General features: G+C 45.3%; 19 protein-coding genes and 2 pseudogenes. 7 read left to right on the plus strand and 14 right to left on the minus strand.

Going from position 1 to position 19,276, the window contains the following annotated elements:
* Position 1: 1 nt before the first annotated feature.
* From AC6I1V_RS16050 to AC6I1V_RS16085, 8 genes and pseudogenes are all read right to left on the minus strand, one after another.
* Complete coding sequence (locus AC6I1V_RS16050) at positions 2 to 2,428, minus strand: phage tail protein (RefSeq protein ID WP_497737234.1); 2,427 nt, start codon at positions 2,426 to 2,428, stop codon at positions 2 to 4.
* Between the two features lie 68 nt (positions 2,429 to 2,496).
* Complete coding sequence (locus AC6I1V_RS16055) at positions 2,497 to 5,202, minus strand: tail fiber domain-containing protein (protein ID WP_497737235.1); 2,706 nt, start codon at positions 5,200 to 5,202, stop codon at positions 2,497 to 2,499.
* Positions 5,192 to 5,758, minus strand: a complete 567-nt coding sequence (locus tag AC6I1V_RS16060) for a phage connector family protein (RefSeq protein ID WP_497737236.1) — start codon at positions 5,756 to 5,758, stop codon at positions 5,192 to 5,194. Before AC6I1V_RS16060 ends, AC6I1V_RS16055 begins: the two co-directional genes overlap by 11 nt.
* Positions 5,759 to 5,888: 130 nt before the next feature.
* Positions 5,889 to 6,326 carry a Bbp16 family capsid cement protein gene (locus AC6I1V_RS16065; RefSeq protein WP_497737237.1) on the minus strand — a complete coding sequence of 146 codons (438 nt, stop codon included), beginning with the start codon at positions 6,324 to 6,326 and terminating at the stop codon, positions 5,889 to 5,891.
* 9 nt (positions 6,327 to 6,335) lie between these two features.
* A complete protein-coding gene (locus AC6I1V_RS16070) occupies positions 6,336 to 7,328 on the minus strand; it encodes a major capsid protein (protein ID WP_497737238.1) in 993 nt (330 codons plus the stop codon).
* 18 nt (positions 7,329 to 7,346) lie between these two features.
* Positions 7,347 to 7,967 (minus strand): hypothetical protein, encoded by a 621-nt coding sequence (locus AC6I1V_RS16075; protein ID WP_497737239.1) that lies wholly within the window; start codon positions 7,965 to 7,967, stop codon positions 7,347 to 7,349.
* Positions 7,960 to 8,253: a Bbp19 family protein gene (locus AC6I1V_RS16080; protein WP_497737240.1), complete on the minus strand. Its 294-nt coding sequence runs from the start codon at positions 8,251 to 8,253 to the stop codon at positions 7,960 to 7,962. The genes AC6I1V_RS16075 and AC6I1V_RS16080 overlap by 8 nt, the downstream gene beginning before the upstream one ends.
* A pseudogene (locus AC6I1V_RS16085) lies at positions 8,253 to 9,779 on the minus strand (portal protein); the annotation flags it as partial. The gene AC6I1V_RS16080 and the pseudogene AC6I1V_RS16085, both read right to left, overlap by 1 nt.
* 245 nt (positions 9,780 to 10,024) lie before the next feature.
* On the opposite strand from AC6I1V_RS16085, the gene AC6I1V_RS16090 reads away from it, so the two are divergent.
* Positions 10,025 to 11,542, plus strand: coding sequence for a class I SAM-dependent DNA methyltransferase (locus AC6I1V_RS16090; RefSeq protein WP_227118466.1), 1,518 nt, complete (start codon positions 10,025 to 10,027; stop codon positions 11,540 to 11,542).
* Positions 11,529 to 12,650: a restriction endonuclease subunit S gene (locus AC6I1V_RS16095; protein ID WP_227118467.1), complete on the plus strand. Its 1,122-nt coding sequence runs from the start codon at positions 11,529 to 11,531 to the stop codon at positions 12,648 to 12,650. Before AC6I1V_RS16090 ends, AC6I1V_RS16095 begins: the two co-directional genes overlap by 14 nt.
* Here AC6I1V_RS16095 and AC6I1V_RS16100 read toward each other — a convergent pair.
* Genes AC6I1V_RS16100 through xerA form a run of 4 tightly spaced genes read right to left on the minus strand, consistent with a single transcriptional unit; the run spans position 12,647 to position 14,655 of the window.
* Positions 12,647 to 13,126, minus strand: a complete 480-nt coding sequence (locus tag AC6I1V_RS16100) for a restriction endonuclease subunit S (RefSeq protein ID WP_227118468.1) — start codon at positions 13,124 to 13,126, stop codon at positions 12,647 to 12,649. The two genes, AC6I1V_RS16095 and AC6I1V_RS16100, sit on opposite strands and share 4 nt — an antisense overlap.
* Before the next feature lie 20 nt (positions 13,127 to 13,146).
* On the minus strand, positions 13,147 to 13,395 hold the full coding sequence (locus AC6I1V_RS16105; protein ID WP_196982958.1) for a DUF2442 domain-containing protein: 249 nt from the start codon (positions 13,393 to 13,395) through the stop codon (positions 13,147 to 13,149).
* Positions 13,396 to 13,404: 9 nt separating this feature from the next.
* Positions 13,405 to 13,671, minus strand: a complete 267-nt coding sequence (locus tag AC6I1V_RS16110) for a DUF4160 domain-containing protein (protein WP_196982957.1) — start codon at positions 13,669 to 13,671, stop codon at positions 13,405 to 13,407.
* 3 nt (positions 13,672 to 13,674) lie between these two features.
* Entirely contained in the window at positions 13,675 to 14,655 is a 981-nt protein-coding gene (gene xerA / locus AC6I1V_RS16115) for a site-specific tyrosine recombinase/integron integrase (RefSeq protein WP_196982956.1), read from the minus strand.
* A gap of 156 nt (positions 14,656 to 14,811) precedes the next feature.
* Here xerA and AC6I1V_RS16120 point away from each other — a divergent pair, with 156 nt between their 5' ends.
* The 5 genes and pseudogenes from AC6I1V_RS16120 (at position 14,812) to erm(G) (ending at position 17,736) form a co-directional block, all read left to right on the plus strand.
* Positions 14,812 to 15,369, plus strand: a complete 558-nt coding sequence (locus AC6I1V_RS16120) for a restriction endonuclease subunit S (RefSeq protein ID WP_227118470.1) — start codon at positions 14,812 to 14,814, stop codon at positions 15,367 to 15,369.
* Between the two features lie 78 nt (positions 15,370 to 15,447).
* Positions 15,448 to 15,786 (plus strand): phage major capsid protein, encoded by a 339-nt coding sequence (locus AC6I1V_RS16125; RefSeq protein ID WP_227118469.1) that lies wholly within the window; start codon positions 15,448 to 15,450, stop codon positions 15,784 to 15,786.
* The gene (locus AC6I1V_RS16130; RefSeq protein ID WP_122012635.1) at positions 15,743 to 16,276 is read left to right on the plus strand and encodes a zinc ribbon domain-containing protein; all 534 of its coding nucleotides are present in this window, start codon (positions 15,743 to 15,745) and stop codon (positions 16,274 to 16,276) included. Before AC6I1V_RS16125 ends, AC6I1V_RS16130 begins: the two co-directional genes overlap by 44 nt.
* A 429-nt stretch (positions 16,277 to 16,705) precedes the next feature.
* Positions 16,706 to 16,987, plus strand: a pseudogene (locus AC6I1V_RS16135) (MFS transporter); the annotation flags it as partial.
* Positions 16,988 to 17,001: 14 nt separating this feature from the next.
* Entirely contained in the window at positions 17,002 to 17,736 is a 735-nt protein-coding gene (gene erm(G) / locus AC6I1V_RS16140; RefSeq protein ID WP_014387027.1) for a 23S rRNA (adenine(2058)-N(6))-methyltransferase Erm(G), read from the plus strand.
* 639 nt (positions 17,737 to 18,375) lie between these two features.
* Here the strand turns inward: erm(G) and AC6I1V_RS16145 are convergent.
* Positions 18,376 to 18,597 carry a hypothetical protein gene (locus AC6I1V_RS16145; protein WP_122012633.1) on the minus strand — a complete coding sequence of 74 codons (222 nt, stop codon included), beginning with the start codon at positions 18,595 to 18,597 and terminating at the stop codon, positions 18,376 to 18,378.
* Positions 18,598 to 18,859: 262 nt separating this feature from the next.
* Positions 18,860 to 19,237: a TnpV protein gene (locus AC6I1V_RS16150; RefSeq protein WP_021949478.1), complete on the minus strand. Its 378-nt coding sequence runs from the start codon at positions 19,235 to 19,237 to the stop codon at positions 18,860 to 18,862.
* Between the last annotated feature and the right edge of the window lie 39 nt (positions 19,238 to 19,276).

The following is a 19,276-nucleotide window of genomic DNA, read 5'->3' on the forward strand; positions in this document are numbered from 1 at the left end:
CTCACACCTCTCCAAAATCTACGCTGCACATGACCGAAACGACATGGAACGGCATGGGCCTGTCCTGCACCAGCCACACAGTCGTATCCGCTTCCTGCCCGCTGTTAGGATTAAACTCGATGTCGCCTGAAAAGGGTTCGCAGGGCTCCCCGTAGTAGGGAGGGAGAAAGGGCAGATCATAAAGCTCCATCTCACGTGAGCCATATTTACCGCCTACACTGCGGAAAAGACGGGCTTGGCACTTACCATAGGCCCGCATCTTTCCTAGTGTGCTTCCTGTCTGCGTGTCCGTTTCAACGGGAAGCAGCGCAAGGACAGACGAGAAGCCCAACCCAACCTGTACCTTCTTGGCAGCATAGGGAAGCGACACAGAACCGTTCTTGACCGTCAGCCCTTCAACCGGGGAACCATCGGCAAGAACGGAAACTTCCATGCCTTCCAAATGATCAAGCCCAGTGACGGATTCAGCAGGTTCTTCATTGGAGCGGGTAATGCCGCAGTCGACAAAAAAAGCGTCCTCTATCGCCGTCATGGGCATAAAGGATTCCGCCATCCGTTCAAGGAACCAATGATCCTTGCCGCCGATACTGCGCTTTACCACGCACATGATTACGTCGCTCTCATCGCCTGACATACTCATCACGGAAACAAACTTTCCATCTGTAATGTGCCGTGACCAACCAAAAATTTCATGTTCTTTCATGTAGGTAAGGCACAGCAGTACACCATCATCACGCACACACCAGATATTGGATCCCGGAGTCTGCTGATAGGCCCATTGCAAAATGGTGTGACCATCGAAAAGGTGAGGTGACATGATCGAAAGATCATTGCCCGCGTACCCATCTTTTTCCAAGGAATAGAACAGATCCCGTACACGGGAGCCGTGCCGCTGCACGTGCATGATCGAGTTGCCGATAATCAGCGGCGTGAGGCCACCGGAAGACCCCCAATAGCTTTGGGATACAATGCTCACATTTTTCGGGGTAATAACGCCGTTATCGCCTGTAACCTTATACTCCGCCCCGCTGGTGCCTATGAGCAAATCACCGAAAGACTGAATCCATTGGATCGCGTCAATGCTTCCAGAAGCAAGCACGTACTCTATCGGATCGTCGTCTTGCAGCGGGCGGGATTTACGGAAATTCTCAAAGTCACCTGTACGGCTTGCATAGAAAGACTGCGGCGAGGACTTGGTGCCCCCCAAAACCATACGCTGCTGATGGAAGGCCACGATAGTCGGATTGTTGCCATCTGCGAAGGGATTCCAATCCTCTTTTGGCGTATCCGATGTATCAGCTTCATAGTTTGAATCAATAAAATAGTGAGCATACGTATGTGCCGTATGGAATTGAGGGACAGCAGCCAATTCCCCGCTTACACCTTCGGGGTAATCAGCAGATGTTCCAAATCCTTGATATGCTTTATATGAACTATAATCACCGATAAAAGAACTAGGAACATTATCAACTATATACCAGTATCCAGATATACTTTTAACCTGTACTAAAAGCTGACTAGAACCAGCATGGTAAAATGCGTTTGAACCTTCTGATTCTGTAATACTTATAGATGAATATCCTCCTGTATCGCTATGCACTAATCCTTTTAATCCCATGTCCGTCTTGGAAAAGATAAGCCCTCCAACACTCACTGCATAAACAGTATTTGTAGTGCTTTCAGGCTGTACCTGAGACGAATCGGCAACCCCGATAAAACCATAATATCCTGCTTCTTCACGATAGACATTATATTCCTTGGCTCCAGAAACGGTAGGCCATGAAATGCGTACTTGGTTCCCCGTCACCCAATCAGATGGATGCTTTCCTGCTCCCTCGCCAGCAGGAGAAGCAAGGGATTCCAGCCCATTTTCATCGACTGCGACAATTTTATAACGCAGGGTATAGGATAGATCAGCGTCATCTTTTTCATTGTGGCGCTCGAATGAAACAGTAGGTTCCCCCGGAGCGGGCAAGCTGGTATTCAAAACAACTTGCTGGATACTCCATTGATATGATCCGGGGCTTCCCGTTCGCATGACTTTGTGTAATGAATAATTTTCATGAGCAAGATAAACGACATCCCCCACTTGAGCATAAGAAATGCCTAGTAAATCAGCTTCGACATAGGGTGTCACCACGCTCATATCGAGAAGCTTTTGCCCATCGGAAACCTGTAAAAGCTTGTCAGATAAAATCAGAGCAAAGTTTTGCTCGGCTTCAACATTGAAACTGAACGGGATAAGTACGGAAAACCGCCCCAAATCTGCCACAAACCGCGTACCGGGGCGCCTTTGTACGTCACCATGCAGACCGGGGATAAAATTCTCCATCCGAAGAACGCTCGTTCCAAAACGCGAAAGATCATAACGAGCGGAAAGCGTCTGTGAAATTTCTCCACCTGTGAAATTTTTGTAGGCTATGCGCATAGAATAGCTTCTTATCTTTCTGGGTTACAGTCCGCTTTTTCTAAAAATGATCGTTGTACGGTTCTGGATCATACGACACCCAACTTTGTTTCTAGCGCTGCAAGTCGGGCCTCAATGCGCTCCGCTCGACGACGCTGGTAGGCGGCTTCAAGGCAGAGGGCCTCGCTGTACCGTATGCCGTATCTATTTCCCGAAGCACGCACAAGACGCCGCTCTTCATGCGTCTGCTCTGAGGTTAACTTGTTGCCGTCTTTATCGTAAGTGGCTTCAACGTCTACAACGGTTACGTTCTCGTACTCGTCGGGCCATTCGTCGTAACAGAGCAAACCATAATGTGTAGCATCCAACCCTTCCGATGCAAACGCTTCAACTATTTGCTGTGCAATTATGCCAACATGTACTCTCGCAGCGTCTCCTTTCTCTTTAACAGCATTGCAAAACAGAAATTGTCTAAATTGAATGTTTCCCCATGCTTTCAAAATAGCTTCGGAAAGAGCATCAATATCCTGCTTTTCTCTTTTATCAGATGTATTAATAATACTGGATGTTGCAAAAATATTATCCCATCGCAACGAAGCCCCACCAATATCATATGTATCGTCGCTAAATGGCTTTATTCGATGAGATGTGATCTCCATATTCACATTCAGAGCTGTATTTTCTTCTACTGAATTCGGATGTAATGACCTCACATACAAATTTTGTGCATATAAAGAACGCATTGCCATATCTTGCGTAAGGGATTTTGACAGTCCTGCGTATTTCCAGGGATATGAGTCTAACGATATTTTTTTTGGTGTTCCAAAAAACTCAATCCATTCATCATTTTTCACCATCCTAACAACAAAAAAACAATTTTTAAAATAATCGATATGGGGTGTAAGTAAAATATCATTACTGATATTGGGGCAGGTAAACTTAAAGATTCCAGTTATGGAAGATGAAGGGTCAATATTGTTGTTCACACATGTTGAACAGGAATCAAGCGCAATATCAAAATTAAGCTGATTAGCGTCAAAAGCTCCACCATGGGTTTCATCAAAGGCAATCGTATACGGTTGTGCAATCTGCCATGCACTGTCGAAGTTTCCATGAGCGATTGCTTTGATCGTGCAATTTTTACCCCATCCAGCAACTACCGCTCCTACATCTCCAGACAGCCCTGTGCCGTAAAACTCCCAGTTAAATCCGAGTTCTTCTGAAGGATAGGATGACGGGAATCGTGTACCACCAGCAGGAAACGCAGTTGATGGAAACCCATTAGGATTATTAGCAGTTATCTCTACATCCACATTCGCACATCCTGCAAGCACCACAGGCGCACATTTCCGTTTCTCCTTTTTATTTACAGATGCATCAAAAAAGTCAGGATGATGCCCACAACACCACGCGCTCCCCTTCCAAATAATGCTTGCATCTGCCGGGTTAACTGACACTTCATCAAGTATTTCACCGTCATAACCACGCCCCAAGCAGAAGAAGACTTCACCGCAACGCCTTGCCTCTATCCCATCAAAGACAATAGATCTTGCGTAGGCAGGATAGATTGGTGAGCTTTGTCGATAAATGACACTCGTTGCAAATGTGCAATCTTCAATAATAGTATTACGGCATAAAAAGTTCTCTACCCCTTCTTCGAGAGCTATACCTTTCCCACCAGTACCGCGACGCATGGCAAGATAGCCTCTGATATGCCCGCCCTCGATTTTGATATTCCTTGCGGGATTACGAGAAGCATCAAGCTCCTTTGAATGCGCAGTAAAAGCAATAGCGTTTTCGTTGCAGTATTCTGAATCAAGATCTGCATAGCTTGTATTCCAGAGCTCAAGGTACGACCCATCGATCTGCGGCTGAATCAACGTGATATTTGAACTCTTGTAATCAGCAGAGTCAGGGTGGAAAATTCCCGTATTGGAGTTAGCTAAGAAACTTCCGGTAGCTGTGGGGAACATTTGGATTAACCAAGCGTCGTCGTCCCATTCAATGACGGAACCATCACAGAGATCGAGCCCGCCTGACTTCATTCCGTTATACACGCTTGATGTTTTGTCGATGGTTCTTGTGGCCCCGTTGTTCCAGACACCGTATAGCCCGGATGTGATGCGAAGCTTTTTCCCATGCGCAGCGCAGAATTCAATCGCGGACTGAATGGCGGCTTGATTATCCGTTCCCGTCTTTGTGACAGGATCAAAGTCGCCCACGGCACCGAAGTCCTTGACGTTGACGATGTCGGCAAAGCGATCTTTTAACGGCCTTGGTTCCGTCGTTCCTGTCGCAACAACGGGGATTGCCCCGGTAATGCTTCCGGTTTTTTCAAGGGATTCCAAAATATCATGATACGCCTTAAAAATAGCTTTAAGAAGCTGTTCGGGCGTCATGCCACTGGTCACACTGACCTTTATGCAGCGTGACAGTGTTTCTAAAATTTGTTGACGTTCGGCACAGTCTTTATCAAAGCGAGTTTCAATTACTTCAGGATTAAAACGGGTTCCCGTAATATACATGTCTTCTTGAATAAAAGGCATGTTCCTGACTATGGATAGAGTGTATCCTTCGGGTAAGGGCTTTCCTTCCAAGGTATACGTGACAGTCCCCCCTGATTCTGTCAGTATAACTTTTTGCGGAGTCACCTCCATTTCGTTTATGCCATCAGGATCATCGCTAACAAAAACTGCAATCTGAGAAGCATCCCATACTTTAAAGTCAAAGGGGAACTCTACGGCTGCGCCATTCCCTTTAAAGACAACACGGCTCGTTTGAAGATCAAGCGTCATACCATCCCCCGCGTGCAGCTATCCATGTATCCCTGTATGGTTTTTCGTGCCTTTCAGACGCATTGGCTTCCATAGGTTTCGGAAGGCTTGCCCGGTAAAGCTGTTCAAGTTCCTGAACTTTGGCAGTATTGTTTTTGAGCAGAGGAACGCAAATAAGCGAAGCGAGCTTTCTCGCCATCATCCCAACAAAAAGATCATCCCACAGCGCAACTTCCGGGACGTCTCGCGTGTAGTCGAGCCGGACTTTTTCAGCATCGGACAAAAGCATTTCCGTTTTCTCGGCATCCGAAACAATGACGAAAGGAATGCGACGTGCTACGGGATTGCCACACCTGCACGTTGGATTCACGATCTTGTGTGCCTTGAGACAAAGATCGGGAAGACGATAGGCATAGCGCCACTCGTCCGCATAGGTTTCAGGAACGGCTATGGACGCCAATTGTGCGCGGGCCTGTGCAAAATTGTAGGGGTAATCCCGGAGACATGCGCGCCGGGCATTGTCCCAATACAAAGCACACTGTATTGCTTCTGGCGTATGCTCGGTTTCGGATGCCACTGTTCGCGTCCCGATGAAGCCCAAGGCCATGTTCCATATCTGAATTTTACTTGCTGACATGCGTTCCGCCTTGCGGACAGCGCGAAGCGGAAACCGCCCCGCGCATCATGTATTGCCAAGAAGTAAGGGCCTAGCCCTTCACTACACCGCCATCAATGTACATTCCCGCCTCATATGGCTGGTCATCCTCACGCACAATTGCGGCGAAGACTTTACCCGCCGTAAAGGTACCCGTAGGTGTGGCCACCATTTTCAGCCAAGGCTTATCTGTCCCCGCAGGAAGGAACCGCCAGCCGATTTTCTTGCCGACTTTCAAATCCGCAAGAGGCACGGTAACAGCCGAACCGGGGACATCGTCATAGCTTCCCGCTTCCGTCGCGCTCTGAGTCAGCTTGAATTCGATGGACGTCCCACCCGCAAAGTTCGCTTCAACAACCTTGGCGGATACGAAAATCGGATTCGCACGACCGGGTTTCAGGAGTGAAGTCAGCCCCACAGCCGGGCCAGTAACTGCGCTGGACGTAATGGCCGCCGAGTCCAGCAATACGGCGTTGGAATCAATCAACATAGCGTCCCCCTAGGAAAGCACGGCTTCGGTGGAAAGAAGGGCATCACACTGGCGGATAGGCCGCCCATGCAGGTTCGGCACAGCCTTGGAAGAGAAGTATTCGCCGTAAACCAGATGAACATTGCCCGCATCGGTTGCCTGAAGCTCCAGCGCGGTCAGAACGTCCTGGTTGCAGTACCAGATAGCCTTGTCGCGCAGATTCTGAGGCATCATATTTTTCGCCTTGATGGTCAGCCCCTGAAGATCAACAAATCCCTCTTCTCCCTTGCGCAGAGTCAGCTTGCTGGTATCCAAGTTGCAGATGCGAACCACGGCCCTCCAGTCACGTACAGCCAGCCCACATTTCCACGTGTACAGATCGCCCACGCACTGGAATTTCTTGCCGTCCTCGTCCATCGTCATGTATTCGCCAAGATCTTTGTTCTTCAACCCGCCAGCGCTGCCTTTCGGATAGATGCCGTGGCAAGAATTGCTGCCCCAACTGATGAGGTACATGGACGTTTGCTTTTTGGCCGTGTTGCCGCCCGCATTCACAACATTGGGACTGGACTTTGAAGGGTACCGCATGGCAAGCCCATTGAACTCATCGGGATTGTTGTTACTGTCCCCGTAGAAGAGCGTATTCGCCACCTTCTGGCGCATGGATTCAGCGAAAGCCAGTCCTTCGGAAAGCCGAAACGCCTTGGCCTTGTCGCCATAGAGTTCGATCTCTGCCACATCCAGCTCCATGCGGGCCTCAAGCATGCCGCACGGTTCCGTAACCTGTGCCCACTGAGACTTGCTCGGAGGCGTGCCCTGATACAGCCTACGCCAGTAAACCGTAGGGAGCCCCGTGCGAATCCGCGTTTTGTGCCCCTCGCTCTGATTCGATTCCATCCACTGGACATCGCTCAGGATGTCGTTGGTCTGGTTCATCAGCTCAATGATGTCGCCCGCAGGCTGCCCCCTGTAAAAATCTTCCAGTTCGGCCAGCGTCGCCACTAATCCTTTTTCATAAGACATTATTTTCCCTCATCCTGTTTACATATTGGGATACAGACGTTCTTCCAGAGGTCTGGTTTCCTTGCCGCCCTTGCCGCCGATCATCCTGTCTTCACCCATTGCCCGGCCAATCCGGGCAAAAAGCCGGATTACGGCGGGATTATCTCCGTATCCGGTCGCATCAAGCATAGTCCGCACAGCCCCATCAGCATCAAACTGAGCCAGAGCCCTTTTCGCATCAGCCACGGAAGCCGAAAACTTTTCGCCGCCAAATTCCTTGTCAGACTTAATCTCAGCGACCCAATCCCGCCTCTGAGCCTCAAAAGCCTCCTGCGTCGCCTTAAAATTGGAATGCAGCATTTCCAGAGACTTTTCGGCCTGTTCTTTGGTCATGCCCACTTCCAGACAATGCCGATTGAAGTCAGACAGTTCCTTTTCCGAAATCGGGTATCCTTCCGGCGCAGTCAGCGTATAGGGTTCCGCCTTTTCCGGCTCGGCCTTGGGTTCTTCGCCGCTATTCTGGGGAGCCCCCACAGCTTCCTGTTCCTTTGCTGACTCGTTCCCGGTTTCGGTCATCAGCGTAGAGCCCGTTTCTTTCCCCGCGTCCTGTTCAGACTGGACGCTTTCAGGGGCACCGCCGTTTTCCATATCCTCAGCCATTCTTTTCCTCCTGAGCAAAAAGTTTCTCGATAACTCCTGCATTCTGCGCCATAGTCATAAGATGCAGCCCTATTGCGCGCCGTCCTTCACGCCATGCAGCCTGAGCATGTCCCTCTGGAAACTGGGCTTTCAGGACTCCGCTCTCTTCCAGCAGAAAGAGAAGGAAATCCATTCCGTCACGGGTATCAGTCAGTTTACGAACGACATCAGCCATTCTTTCTTGAAAAGAGAGAGCTTGCAGCCTTTTTCTTCTTTTCAGCTCTTCGGCTTCATCCCACTCCCACATCACATACCTCCCATGCCGCCTATGATTGCTTCCAGAGCCGTTTGACCATCAGGCCCAACTGTTGCCTGCCCAAGATTTTTTGCGGCCCCAGTCAAGTTCTGCACCTGTTGGGCTGCGGCCATAGCCTGCTGCTGTTCTGCCGCCTGCTGCTGCGCCTCAGCCTGAGCTTGCTGAATGGCGGCGATCTCCTCAGAACTCCTCAGCATCCCCTTGGGAGCACCAACGGCCTCGGCGTAATCGGAGATCGTGTACTTGACATCAATCACGTCCATGACCTGCGGGAACGCCTGAGACATGTTCAGGACAAAGGCCATGAACTGATCGATACCCGAAGTGCTCACAAGACGCTGTGCCTGCGCCAGCACGCTTACAAACTCGATGCGCAAAGGCGCCCCAGAGATTGATTCAGGAGGTTCGGGGATAAAGTCATATCGACGCATCAAGTTGAACGTGCGCTGAATCAGCGGCTCGAAAAATTCCTTTTGCAGACGTTCAACCACAGGGCCGATCAGGATCATCTTTTCCTGTTCCCGAGCCTCGATTTCCGTAGCCGTAATCTGGCGGCGGTCATTTGAAATGAGCATCTTGAACAAATCGGCATAGAGGCCATCATGCAACTTTTGCCGCACGTCCTGAATCGCCGCCTGCGTATACTGGATACTTTGAGCATTTGGCTGCTGTATTGGCTGCGCCGCTATGGGCGGCCTCCCGTCAAACGTCTCAACAAAGTTCTCACCGCCGGGACGCAGATCAAGACCAACGGATTGGAGAGAAGCCATAACCGACATCGGAGGATCGGCATTCTTATGAAGCGTCTTGAGAAGCGTTGAAGTCATGCTCTGAAGCATCCGGCAGTCAGGCAAAACGTCCATCGCCGGAGACCGCCCATAGACGTCGGTTCCGCTCACATCCCAACGGGGAGCAAACGCCGGGAATTCCTCGAAACCAGATTCCCGTAAGACTGTAGGAGCGCCCTGCCCATCCGTTCCTGCAAGCATCCAGTAAACGGAAGCAAAGGGCATATTGTTGGCTGTCATTTTTCCGTATGTGCGATCATTTCGCGGGTATACAGCCTGAATCACATCAAATCGTGTTGTGCTTGCATTGCCCGTTTTGTACTTCGCAGCCGTCTTGACGATGTTCGGAACATGTTCTTCACCAAATTCTTGTAAAATCTGACGTGCCGTCATGCTGATGCGTCTGAAAAATGTATCAACTGCATTCAACTCATTCGTATCAATGACGTACTCGCCAGCGTTTACGACAAAGAAGTGGAGGCCATCCCAATCAGCGACCTCTATCATCAACCCTGTTCCGAATGTTCCAAGGTCACTGTAGAGTGCATGGGCGGCGTTATAGAAATTTGAACGGTGCAAAACCGCTTGCATACGGCGGGTTACGTCATCGAGCCACTTCCCGGCATCCGGGGCGTTCAATACCTCCTCATCCTGAAGAGTCAGCTTGAACCACGGACGAGCGGGGCTGGTCATGCCGCCCTGCATCCCTGCCGCAAGCGTCCGCATGTAGTTGACACTTGTTTTATGTCATAATTACATGAAATAATAGAATAAAAACTTTAAAAATATTTTTGATACCCTGAAATTTACCCTGTAAAATACTGGATGAGAAAAGCTGCTCCTAGTCAGTACCAGACAGAAATGAGGGGCGGCGCTGTACCGGGATTGATCAGTATGTCCAAGGAACGAATAGGCTGGTAAGCTGCTTGCCGGGTAACCTTTTGCCTGCTAACCTTATATTTCAGAAATTTTTCATGGAGAAGAAAATGGGGAAGCAGAGTACAAGCAATATTGGTTTTGAAAAACAGATATGGGATGCCGCCTGCGTTTTGCGTGGCAATCTGGATGCTTCTGAATACAAATCCGTCGTGCTTGGGCTTATTTTTCTCAAGTACATATCCGATAGCTTTGAAGCCAAATATCAGGAGCTTCTCGCTGCTGGAGAGGGGGACGAGGAAGATCGGGATGAATATACCTACGAAAATATTTTCTTCGTGCCTCCTTCTTCCCGCTGGTCTCGCATAGCGCAAGCGGCGCATACGCCGGAAATCGGTGTAGTTATTGATGAGGCTATGCGCGAGATTGAAAAGGAAAATTCGCGCCTCAAGGATATATTGCCCAAAAATTTTGCCCGCCCGGAGCTGGACAAGCGTCGCCTTGGGGATGTGGTGGATCTCTTCACCAATATCAAGATGATTGAACACGGCAATGAGAAAGATATTCTGGGGCGAACCTATGAATATTGCCTTTCCCGTTTTGCTGAGCAGGAAGGCAAGCTGGCTGGAGAATTTTACACGCCTTCCTGTGTAGTTCGTACCCTTGTGGAAATTTTACAGCCTTACAACGGCAGAGTGTATGACCCATGCTGCGGTTCCGGCGGCATGTTCGTCCAGTCGGCAAAATTTGTCGAAAATCACGGCGGCACAATCAACACCATTTCCATTTTCGGGCAGGATTCCAATCCCACCACATGGAAGATGGCGCACATGAACCTTGCCATTAGGGGGATTGAAGCCAATCTTGGAAAATTTCATGCCGATACGTTTTTTGACGACAGGCACCCCCAGCTCAAGGCGGACTTCATCATGGCTAATCCGCCCTTTAACCTCTCAGACTGGGGCGCGGACAAGCTGAAAGATGATGTGCGCTGGAAATACGGCCTTCCTCCGGCGGGAAATGCCAACTTTGCCTGGATGCAACACATGATTTTTCATCTGGCCCCACGGGGGAGGATCGGGCTTGTGCTGGCCAACGGCTCGCTTTCCTCGCAATCCAGCGGAGAGGGAGAAATCCGCAAAAAGATTATTGAAGATGATTTGGTGGATTGCATCATTGCCATGCCGCCGCAGCTTTTCTATACCACCCAAATCCCCGTCTCCCTCTGGTTTCTGGCTAGAGACAAGAAACAGAAAGGAAAAACGCTATTTATGGATGCCCGGAATATGGGCACAATGGTGACGCGAAAGTTACGAGAACTAACCGGAGAGGACATAGCGAAGCTGACGAAAACCTATGTCGCTTTTACCGAAGGTTCCCTTGAAGAGGTGAAAGGCTTTTGCGCTATTGCGGCAACGGCTGATATTGCCAAGCAGGATTATATCCTCACCCCCGGACGTTACGTGGGTATTGAAGAGCAAAAGGACGATGGCGAACCCTTTGAAGAGAAGATGGGGCGTCTGACAAAGGAACTCTCGGAACTGTTCCAGAAGTCCCATGAGCTGGAGGCACAGATTAAGAAACAGCTGGAGGCGATTGGGTATGAAATATCGTAAACTATCTGAACTATGCGAATATGCAAGTGACAAGATTTTAGTAAGTATATTATCTCGGCAAAATTATATTTCTACAGAAAATATGCTTCAAAATCGTGGTGGGATATGTGACGCAGAGATATTACCAAGTACATTGAAAGTATCTAATTTTGCAGAAAATGATATCCTTATTTCCAACATCAGACCATATTTTAAGAAAATATGGAGAGCAAAATTTTGTGGCGGTTGTTCAAATGATATACTTGTAATGCGTGCAAAACAAAATTGCAATCCGATTTTTTTATATTATATACTTTCTAGTGATAGTTTCTTTTCGTATGCTACACATACATCAAAGGGCACAAAAATGCCTCGCGGTGATAAAAAAGCTATTATGAATTATCAAGTTCCAGATCTTTCATATCAAGCTCAAAAAATAATAGGGGAATTCTTAAATGTCTTTGATCGCAAAATCGAACTGAACAACAAGCTAAATGATAATTTAGCTGAAATACTTCAAACGCTTTATCAGCAGCAGTTTTGCTATTCAAAAGGCACTGGTAATCAGGGGAGACTGGCCGATCTCTGTGACTACTCTAAAACAAAAGTTGCCGTAGCAGAACTTTCGCTTAGCACTTATTACTCAACAGAAAATATGCTACCTGGAAAAGCTGGTGCAGTAGATGCTGCAAGTTTGCCAACAACAGCACAGGCGACAAAATGTCAGATTGGCGATGTTTTAATTTCTAATATCCGCCCCTACTTTAAGAAGATTGTCTACTGCCATTCTGATTGCGGCTGTTCTGCGGATGTTCTCTGCTTTACTCCTAAAGTGTCACAGTTGTCAGCCTATCTATATAGCACTCTATATGTGGATTCTTTTTTTGACTTTATGGTAGCGGGTTCAAAAGGAACTAAAATGCCGCGCGGCGATAAACAACAGATTATGGCTTATGTTATCCACATTCCCACTGAGGAAGAGATTAGAACATTCAATAAGCTTGCCATACCAATCTTGGGGCAAATGGAAAGCACTCATCGCGAAAATATGCGTCTATCATCTTTACGGGACAGCCTTCTTCCTAAACTCATGTCCGGCGAGCTGGATGTCTCCGAACTCGACATTTAGGCCGCTAAATTATCATTTAGCTTATTGTTCACTTCAATTTTGTCATCTAGTAAACTGAGGATAGAGACAATTTTTTTTTGTATAGTAAGGATAGGAATAAGGACTTTAACATTTGAAAGATATTTTACCGAGAGGCCAGGCTGTGCGGACTGTCCAGATAGGCGACCTAAGTTCATTGTTGAAAGCAGGTATGATAAATACCTTGTATTATTTTTATTATTTGCACATGCAATAATGGCATGTTCTGTCATATAAGCATTCCCGGAAAAATACCTTACATTGCCGCAAAAAGCTCCTTGTCTGCCAATAATGGCACATTCACCTGAAAAGTTGTAGTGTGCCGTATAGCCGCGACAACCATTTCCGCCAAAAACAGGATATTCTCCATGTGTAGAAATTTCAGAAGCAGTAATAGTCTTACCGCTTCTAAGATAAGAACATACGTCTACTAACCTCTGTTCTTCAAAAAGGTTCATTTTTATCCCTCTCGGCATTGTTATCTAACGCCAATACTTAAATCATATAATTCATGCGGCGCAATATCCTGTCCATCAGGCCACGCTATGCCTTCACCGTGGGAAATGATTTGCACCTTTGTAAAATACGATGTGTCCTTGAGCTGTCCAAACCAGCTTCCCTTTATATACGGTGTGACATCAAAAATCTTTCTTTCTCCTGTCGAGAAATGCAGCAAGAGCCTGTAATTTGACATAGGAGAGATAGATATAATCTTAGGTTCGTTCATAGATGCCTCCTACTTCAGAGGATCGATTCTAAAAATCGGTTCACCACTGGAGAGCAGTTCCCAGTTTGCCTGCAAATCTTCATGATGAATGATCATCCATGCTTTGAGAAGCTGAAGCTGCTTGGAAGGAAAATCTCCTTGGAGAATCTCACCGTCAAGCGACATGACAATCTTTTTACCGGCATATTCCGCATGAATATGCGGCATATTATGCTTTCCGCCCACTTCCATGTACATGCGTACAATAATACCATAAAAAAGAGATAAAATCGGCATGATTCATCCTATAAATTTTCTGTGCGCCAGCTTCACATTGTGTTGTTTCACCATTGCATAGTGCATGGTCGTATCAATTTTCTGATGCCCTAAAAGCTGTTGCACCTGTTCAACGGGCATTCCCTTGTCTATGGCTGTCGTTGCCAGTGTTCGACGAAATTTATGGGGATGGACTCTGGCGAGATGCAAACGTCTGCCCATATGTCGGAGCATAGTCTCAAGACCGCCGATTTGAAGACGCTCATAAGGGCTTTTCAGAGAAACAAATAATGCCTCATTGGTATCGTTTCGTTCTTCAAGATACTTTTGCAAATGTATTTTAGTGCGTGCGTCAAAATACACTATACGTTCCTTGCTTCCCTTGCCAAAGACGACACATTCCCTTTCTTCAAAATTAACGTCACTCCGATTGAGCGTAACCATTTCGCCCACACGCATACCGGTTGACGCCAGCATGTCGATAATAGCCAAATCCCGTGTCGTCGTACAGTTATCGCGCAGGCGTTCGAGGGCTTCGTCCGTATAGGTGTCCTTGATGGTTTGGGCTGCCTTAACCTTGTGAATCCGGCGCACGGGACTTTTGATAATCCGGTCTTCATCTTCCAGCCATGCAAAGAAACTGGACAGGATTCGACGGATATTGTCAATAGTTACTCTGCTTGATTTTCGGGATGCCTGATATTCCGTCAGATAGGCTCGCAGGTCGTCCGTGACGATTTGTTGCGGCGATTTCCCCACTTTTTCCAACATGGCCGCTATGGTAGCCTGGTAATATCGCAGTGTTTTTTCCGAACATCCCTCAATACGTTTGGCCGTCAGGAACGCTTCAACACAGTCAGTCTCCTGCGGCTGGGTGAACGAATTTGCCTCTCCCTGCATTATTGCTCCCAAGCTGACGATGAGGACTTCCCGAAGGTGCAGCATTTGTTCATTGGTCAACCAGGGCAACATTTTTTGCTGAATTTCTGAAATAATTTGCAGCATTAGATCATTTCCTCCCGTTCTGTTAGAATGCCATGGCGAGACTTTGCGGGAGAATGCGATTCGAGGGAAGAGGGAAAGGTAAATGATAATTTACAGCAGCAGATAGCGATAATTTTCAAAGCATGGTTTGTTGACTTCGTACCGTTTGACGAGACAATGCCGTCTAATTGGACTGTCAGCACGCTTGGCGACGTTACTGAAATGGGTGCTGGCGGCGACAAACCGAAGGAAACCTCTCAGGTCAAAACACCTTTGTATCCATATCCCATTTACTCAAATGGGATAAATAACTACGGCTTGTACGGATACACCAACGAGCCGAAGATAAAATCTGAAAGTGTTACGGTGTCTGCGAGAGGTACAATTGGTTATGTATGTTTGAGACATATCCCCTATGTTCCGATTGTTCGTTTGGTAACGCTGATTCCCGACACTAGTGTGCTTAGCGCAAAATATCTATATTTGTACTTGAGCCAACTTCATATAACCGGAACTGGTACAACCCAGCAACAATTAACAGTTCCTGATTTCCGTAAAACTGAGATCATTATTCCTGACAAGGCCACAATGGACTTTTTTACGGAAACCGTCACTCCACTATTTGAGCAAATTTGGGTAAACGAGGACGAGAATAACAAACTTGCCGAGGTGCGTGACGCGCTTTTGCCAAAGCTCATGTCCGGCGAGATTGATGTCTCCAACATTCAGGTCTAAGCCGCTAAATCTGGATTAATAATTTTAATGGTGCTTGCTTACGAACTGAATCTATCCGGTAAGTGATGAGGTTATCCATTGCATCAAACACGTCTGTATATGCCAACAGTAAAAGCAATCCGTAAACTGAAAGACGGTCAAGGTCAATATCTGTGGCAGCCTTCTTTAACAGCAGGTACTCCAGATACGTTGCTGAATCGTCCGGTTTACACTTCTGCTTATGCTCCTATTATTGAAGCTGGAGCTAAAACTATTGCCTTCGGTGATTTCGGATATTATTGGATTGCCGATAGACAGGGACGTTCTTTCAAACGTTTAAACGAGCTTTTTGCAACCACAGGGCAGGTTGGTTTCCTTGCGAGCCAGCGTGTAGATGGAAAGCTTATCTTACAAGTCTATTGTTTGGAGATGTGTTAGTCGTTTAGAGGAAAAAGGCTCTGAATGTACGGCACCTACCATAAATGAGGAAACATTACAGGCAGCAGTGGTTAAGGCTATTAACGAACTTTTGACTAACAAAGAGCCCTTCCTCTCAACGTTACAGAAAAACATAGCTACCGTCCTCAATGAAGAAAATGATAATACCACCGATGATATTGATAGAAGATTGGAAGAGTTACAACAACAGCTCCTTATACAAGCAAAATCAAAAAATGACTATGAAGATGTGGCTGATGAAATTTATCGACTTCGGGAGTTAAAGCAAAATGCACTTGTAGAGAATGCAGATCGAGAAGGGAAAAGGCAACGAATCGCTGAAATGACTGATTTCTTGAATAAACAGTCACGTGAACTGGAGGAATATGATGAGCAGTTGGTAAGGCGGCTTATTGAAAAAGTAACGATATATGAAGCTAAGCTCACCGTTGAATTCAAGTCTGGGATTGAGATTGACGAAGAGATATAGAATATTAACCGCCAATTAAGGGCTAACACCATTTGGCGGTTTTTAATGGATTTTTTAATTTAAAAGTTGCTTAAAATGACTTATTGTGTTAAAATATATGATGATCCAAATAAGAATTTAGGAGGAACCGAAACTATGACAGCCTCAATGCGTTTAAGATAAGCTGGCAATAAAAAAAGCAGAATCTATCCCCGATGATAGGCTTTTTTGTTGTGCTTATTTATACGATATTGAGCATTCATTAGTTACGGTGAGGATATAGGTTATTAAACTATACCTTTATTTAACTATGTCTTTAATATGAATGTTTCCAAATTGTATGTATGCAGACCAAAAGCCACATTGTGGATTTAGGCCTGCATTTTTTATTGCCTAGAATGCTATTCAAAATAGAAATTCAAGCAAAATAATATGCAGGAGATAATATAAATGGAAAAATACAACAATTGGAAACTTAAGTTTTATACAATATGGGCAGGGCAAGCAGTATCATTAATCACTAGTGCCATCCTGCAAATGGCGATTATTTTTTACCTTACAGAAAAAACTGGATCTGCGATGGTCTTGTCTATGGCTTCACTAGTAGGTTTTTTACCCTATGCGGTCTTTGGACCTGCAATTGGTGTGCTAGTGGATCGTCATGATAGGAAGAAGATAATGATTGGTGCTGATTTAATTATCGCAGCAGCTGGTGCAGTGCTTGCTATTGTTAAGGAGAGGTTATAATGAACAAAGTAAATATAAAAGATAGTCAAAATTTTATTACTTCAAAATATCACATAGAAAAAATAATGAATTGCATAAGTTTAGATGAAAAAGATAACATCTTTGAAATAGGTGCAGGGAAAGGTCATTTTACTGCTGAATTGGTAAAGAGATGTAATTTTGTTACGGCGATAGAAATTGATTCTAAATTATGTGAGGTAACTCGTAATAAGCTCTTAAATTATCCTAACTATCAAATAGTAAATGATGATATACTGAAATTTACATTTCCTAGCCACAATCCATATAAAATATTTGGCAGCATACCTTACAACATAAGCACAAATATAATTCGAAAAATTGTTTTTGAAAGTTCAGCCACAATAAGTTATTTAATAGTGGAATATGGTTTTGCTAAAAGGTTATTAGATACAAACAGATCACTAGCATTGCTGTTAATGGCAGAGGTAGATATTTCTATATTAGCAAAAATTCCTAGGTATTATTTCCATCCAAAACCTAAAGTGGATAGCGCATTAATTGTATTAAAAAGAAAGCCAGCAAAAATGGCATTTAAAGAGAGAAAAAAATATGAAACTTTTGTAATGAAATGGGTTAACAAAGAGTATGAAAAACTGTTTACAAAAAATCAATTTAATAAAGCTTTAAAACATGCGAGAATATATGATATAAACAATATTAGTTTCGAACAATTTGTATCGCTATTTAATAGTTATAAAATATTTAACGGCTAAAAACAATAGGCCACATGCAACTGTAAATGTTTAGTTATAGGTAGGGTAGCATAAGTTAAAATGCTATTCTGCCTTTTAAAAGTATGGTATACATTCCAGAGAGAGATTGGATATGTTCCCGTATACCGATAGTGCCAAAAGCGAAGTGGATATGTTTCCGAGAACGGACGTACTCAAATGACATTCATTCTGTCCTCTCAAGCCATGTGGAGACAATAGTGTTGCTACAAAGAGAAACCTTGTAGAAATCCTTAGATTTAGGCACTTTTCCCGTCATGTGGTGTTTGACGCAGAGGGTGATAAATTCCGTAATAAGCGTATTGAGGACTATATCACCGTTTCGGTAGTCATTGATATGGAGTGTGGGAACACAAAAAATTAAATAGTTGACGAGAAAGGGCATCGTGCAAGTGGTGTCCTTTTCTCATAGGCCAAGCCGCAGATTTTGAAAAAGTCTGCGGCTTTTCTTATGCCAAAAAACAGAAAGGAGGCGACGCCATGTATTTTACATCCGGCAGCGACCGCGCATTTGAAAGCCTTGCAATGATGATACTAACTCTTTTCTATTTCCCATTTACATTTCTCCTTTGTTGTTGATATTTTATCAAAGCTTGCGTATAAATTTCTCCTTGCTTATTGCTATACCTCTGGTATATTGCAATACAAATGAAATAAAGAACACATATAATTCCGATAAAAACTAACCACTGAATAAATGTCCCTACCGTCTTTTTGGGCATACAATTTATTGTCAAATGATTCGATATGCGATTTTAATCTCATTACTTCATCATCAATTTTATTGCACTGAATAACTACGCTTAATGTTTCTTTTATGTGCTCAATAATCTGAATATCCATACCGCACCTCCTTCAATTATTATAATATAATCATTCATATTTTTTTCTCAACGGGTTTGTTGTAAGAGGTACAAAATCTGGCATTAAAATGCCATTAACTGAGCAAACGGAGTATACCCTACCCGCCGTCTATAACAAATGTTAAGTAATATAACGCTTTTCGGTGTCAAAAGCCTTGTTTAAGCGGCTCATAGAGCATAAAATAGGGCGGGTAAGTTATCCCTACTCGCCACGATTTTACAGTCAAATTCGTTACAATGCTTTAATTGTAGATGTTTTCCTCATTCACAACCTCCATAGCACACGCCCGTATGTTATTCATTCGACCAACCCACTCTAAGGTGTTTTCAACCTTTAACTGCTCCGTGATACCCTGTGCCTGTTTCATCTGCTCTGTGAGTATTTCAAAGCGTTCTTGTGCCTGCCTGTCAATGTCGGCAAGGTAAGTGTTCAGCCTGCCGCTTGTCAATAGCGTTGTGTATGTATTTCTGTGGTATTCTTTCAGATACCGCAAGTGCCGCTGTCCCCACAAACCGATAGGTTGTTCTTTTTCGGCTGGTAAGATAAAACAAGGAATATAATAATCTCCTTGCAGTTCATACCACATACCATTTTTATCATCGTAAATGTACTTGTCCATTGAAAAATCCTCCGTTATAATATATTCGCACATACATCA

It is taken from the genome of Bilophila sp. T19-St14, from assembly GCF_059728385.1.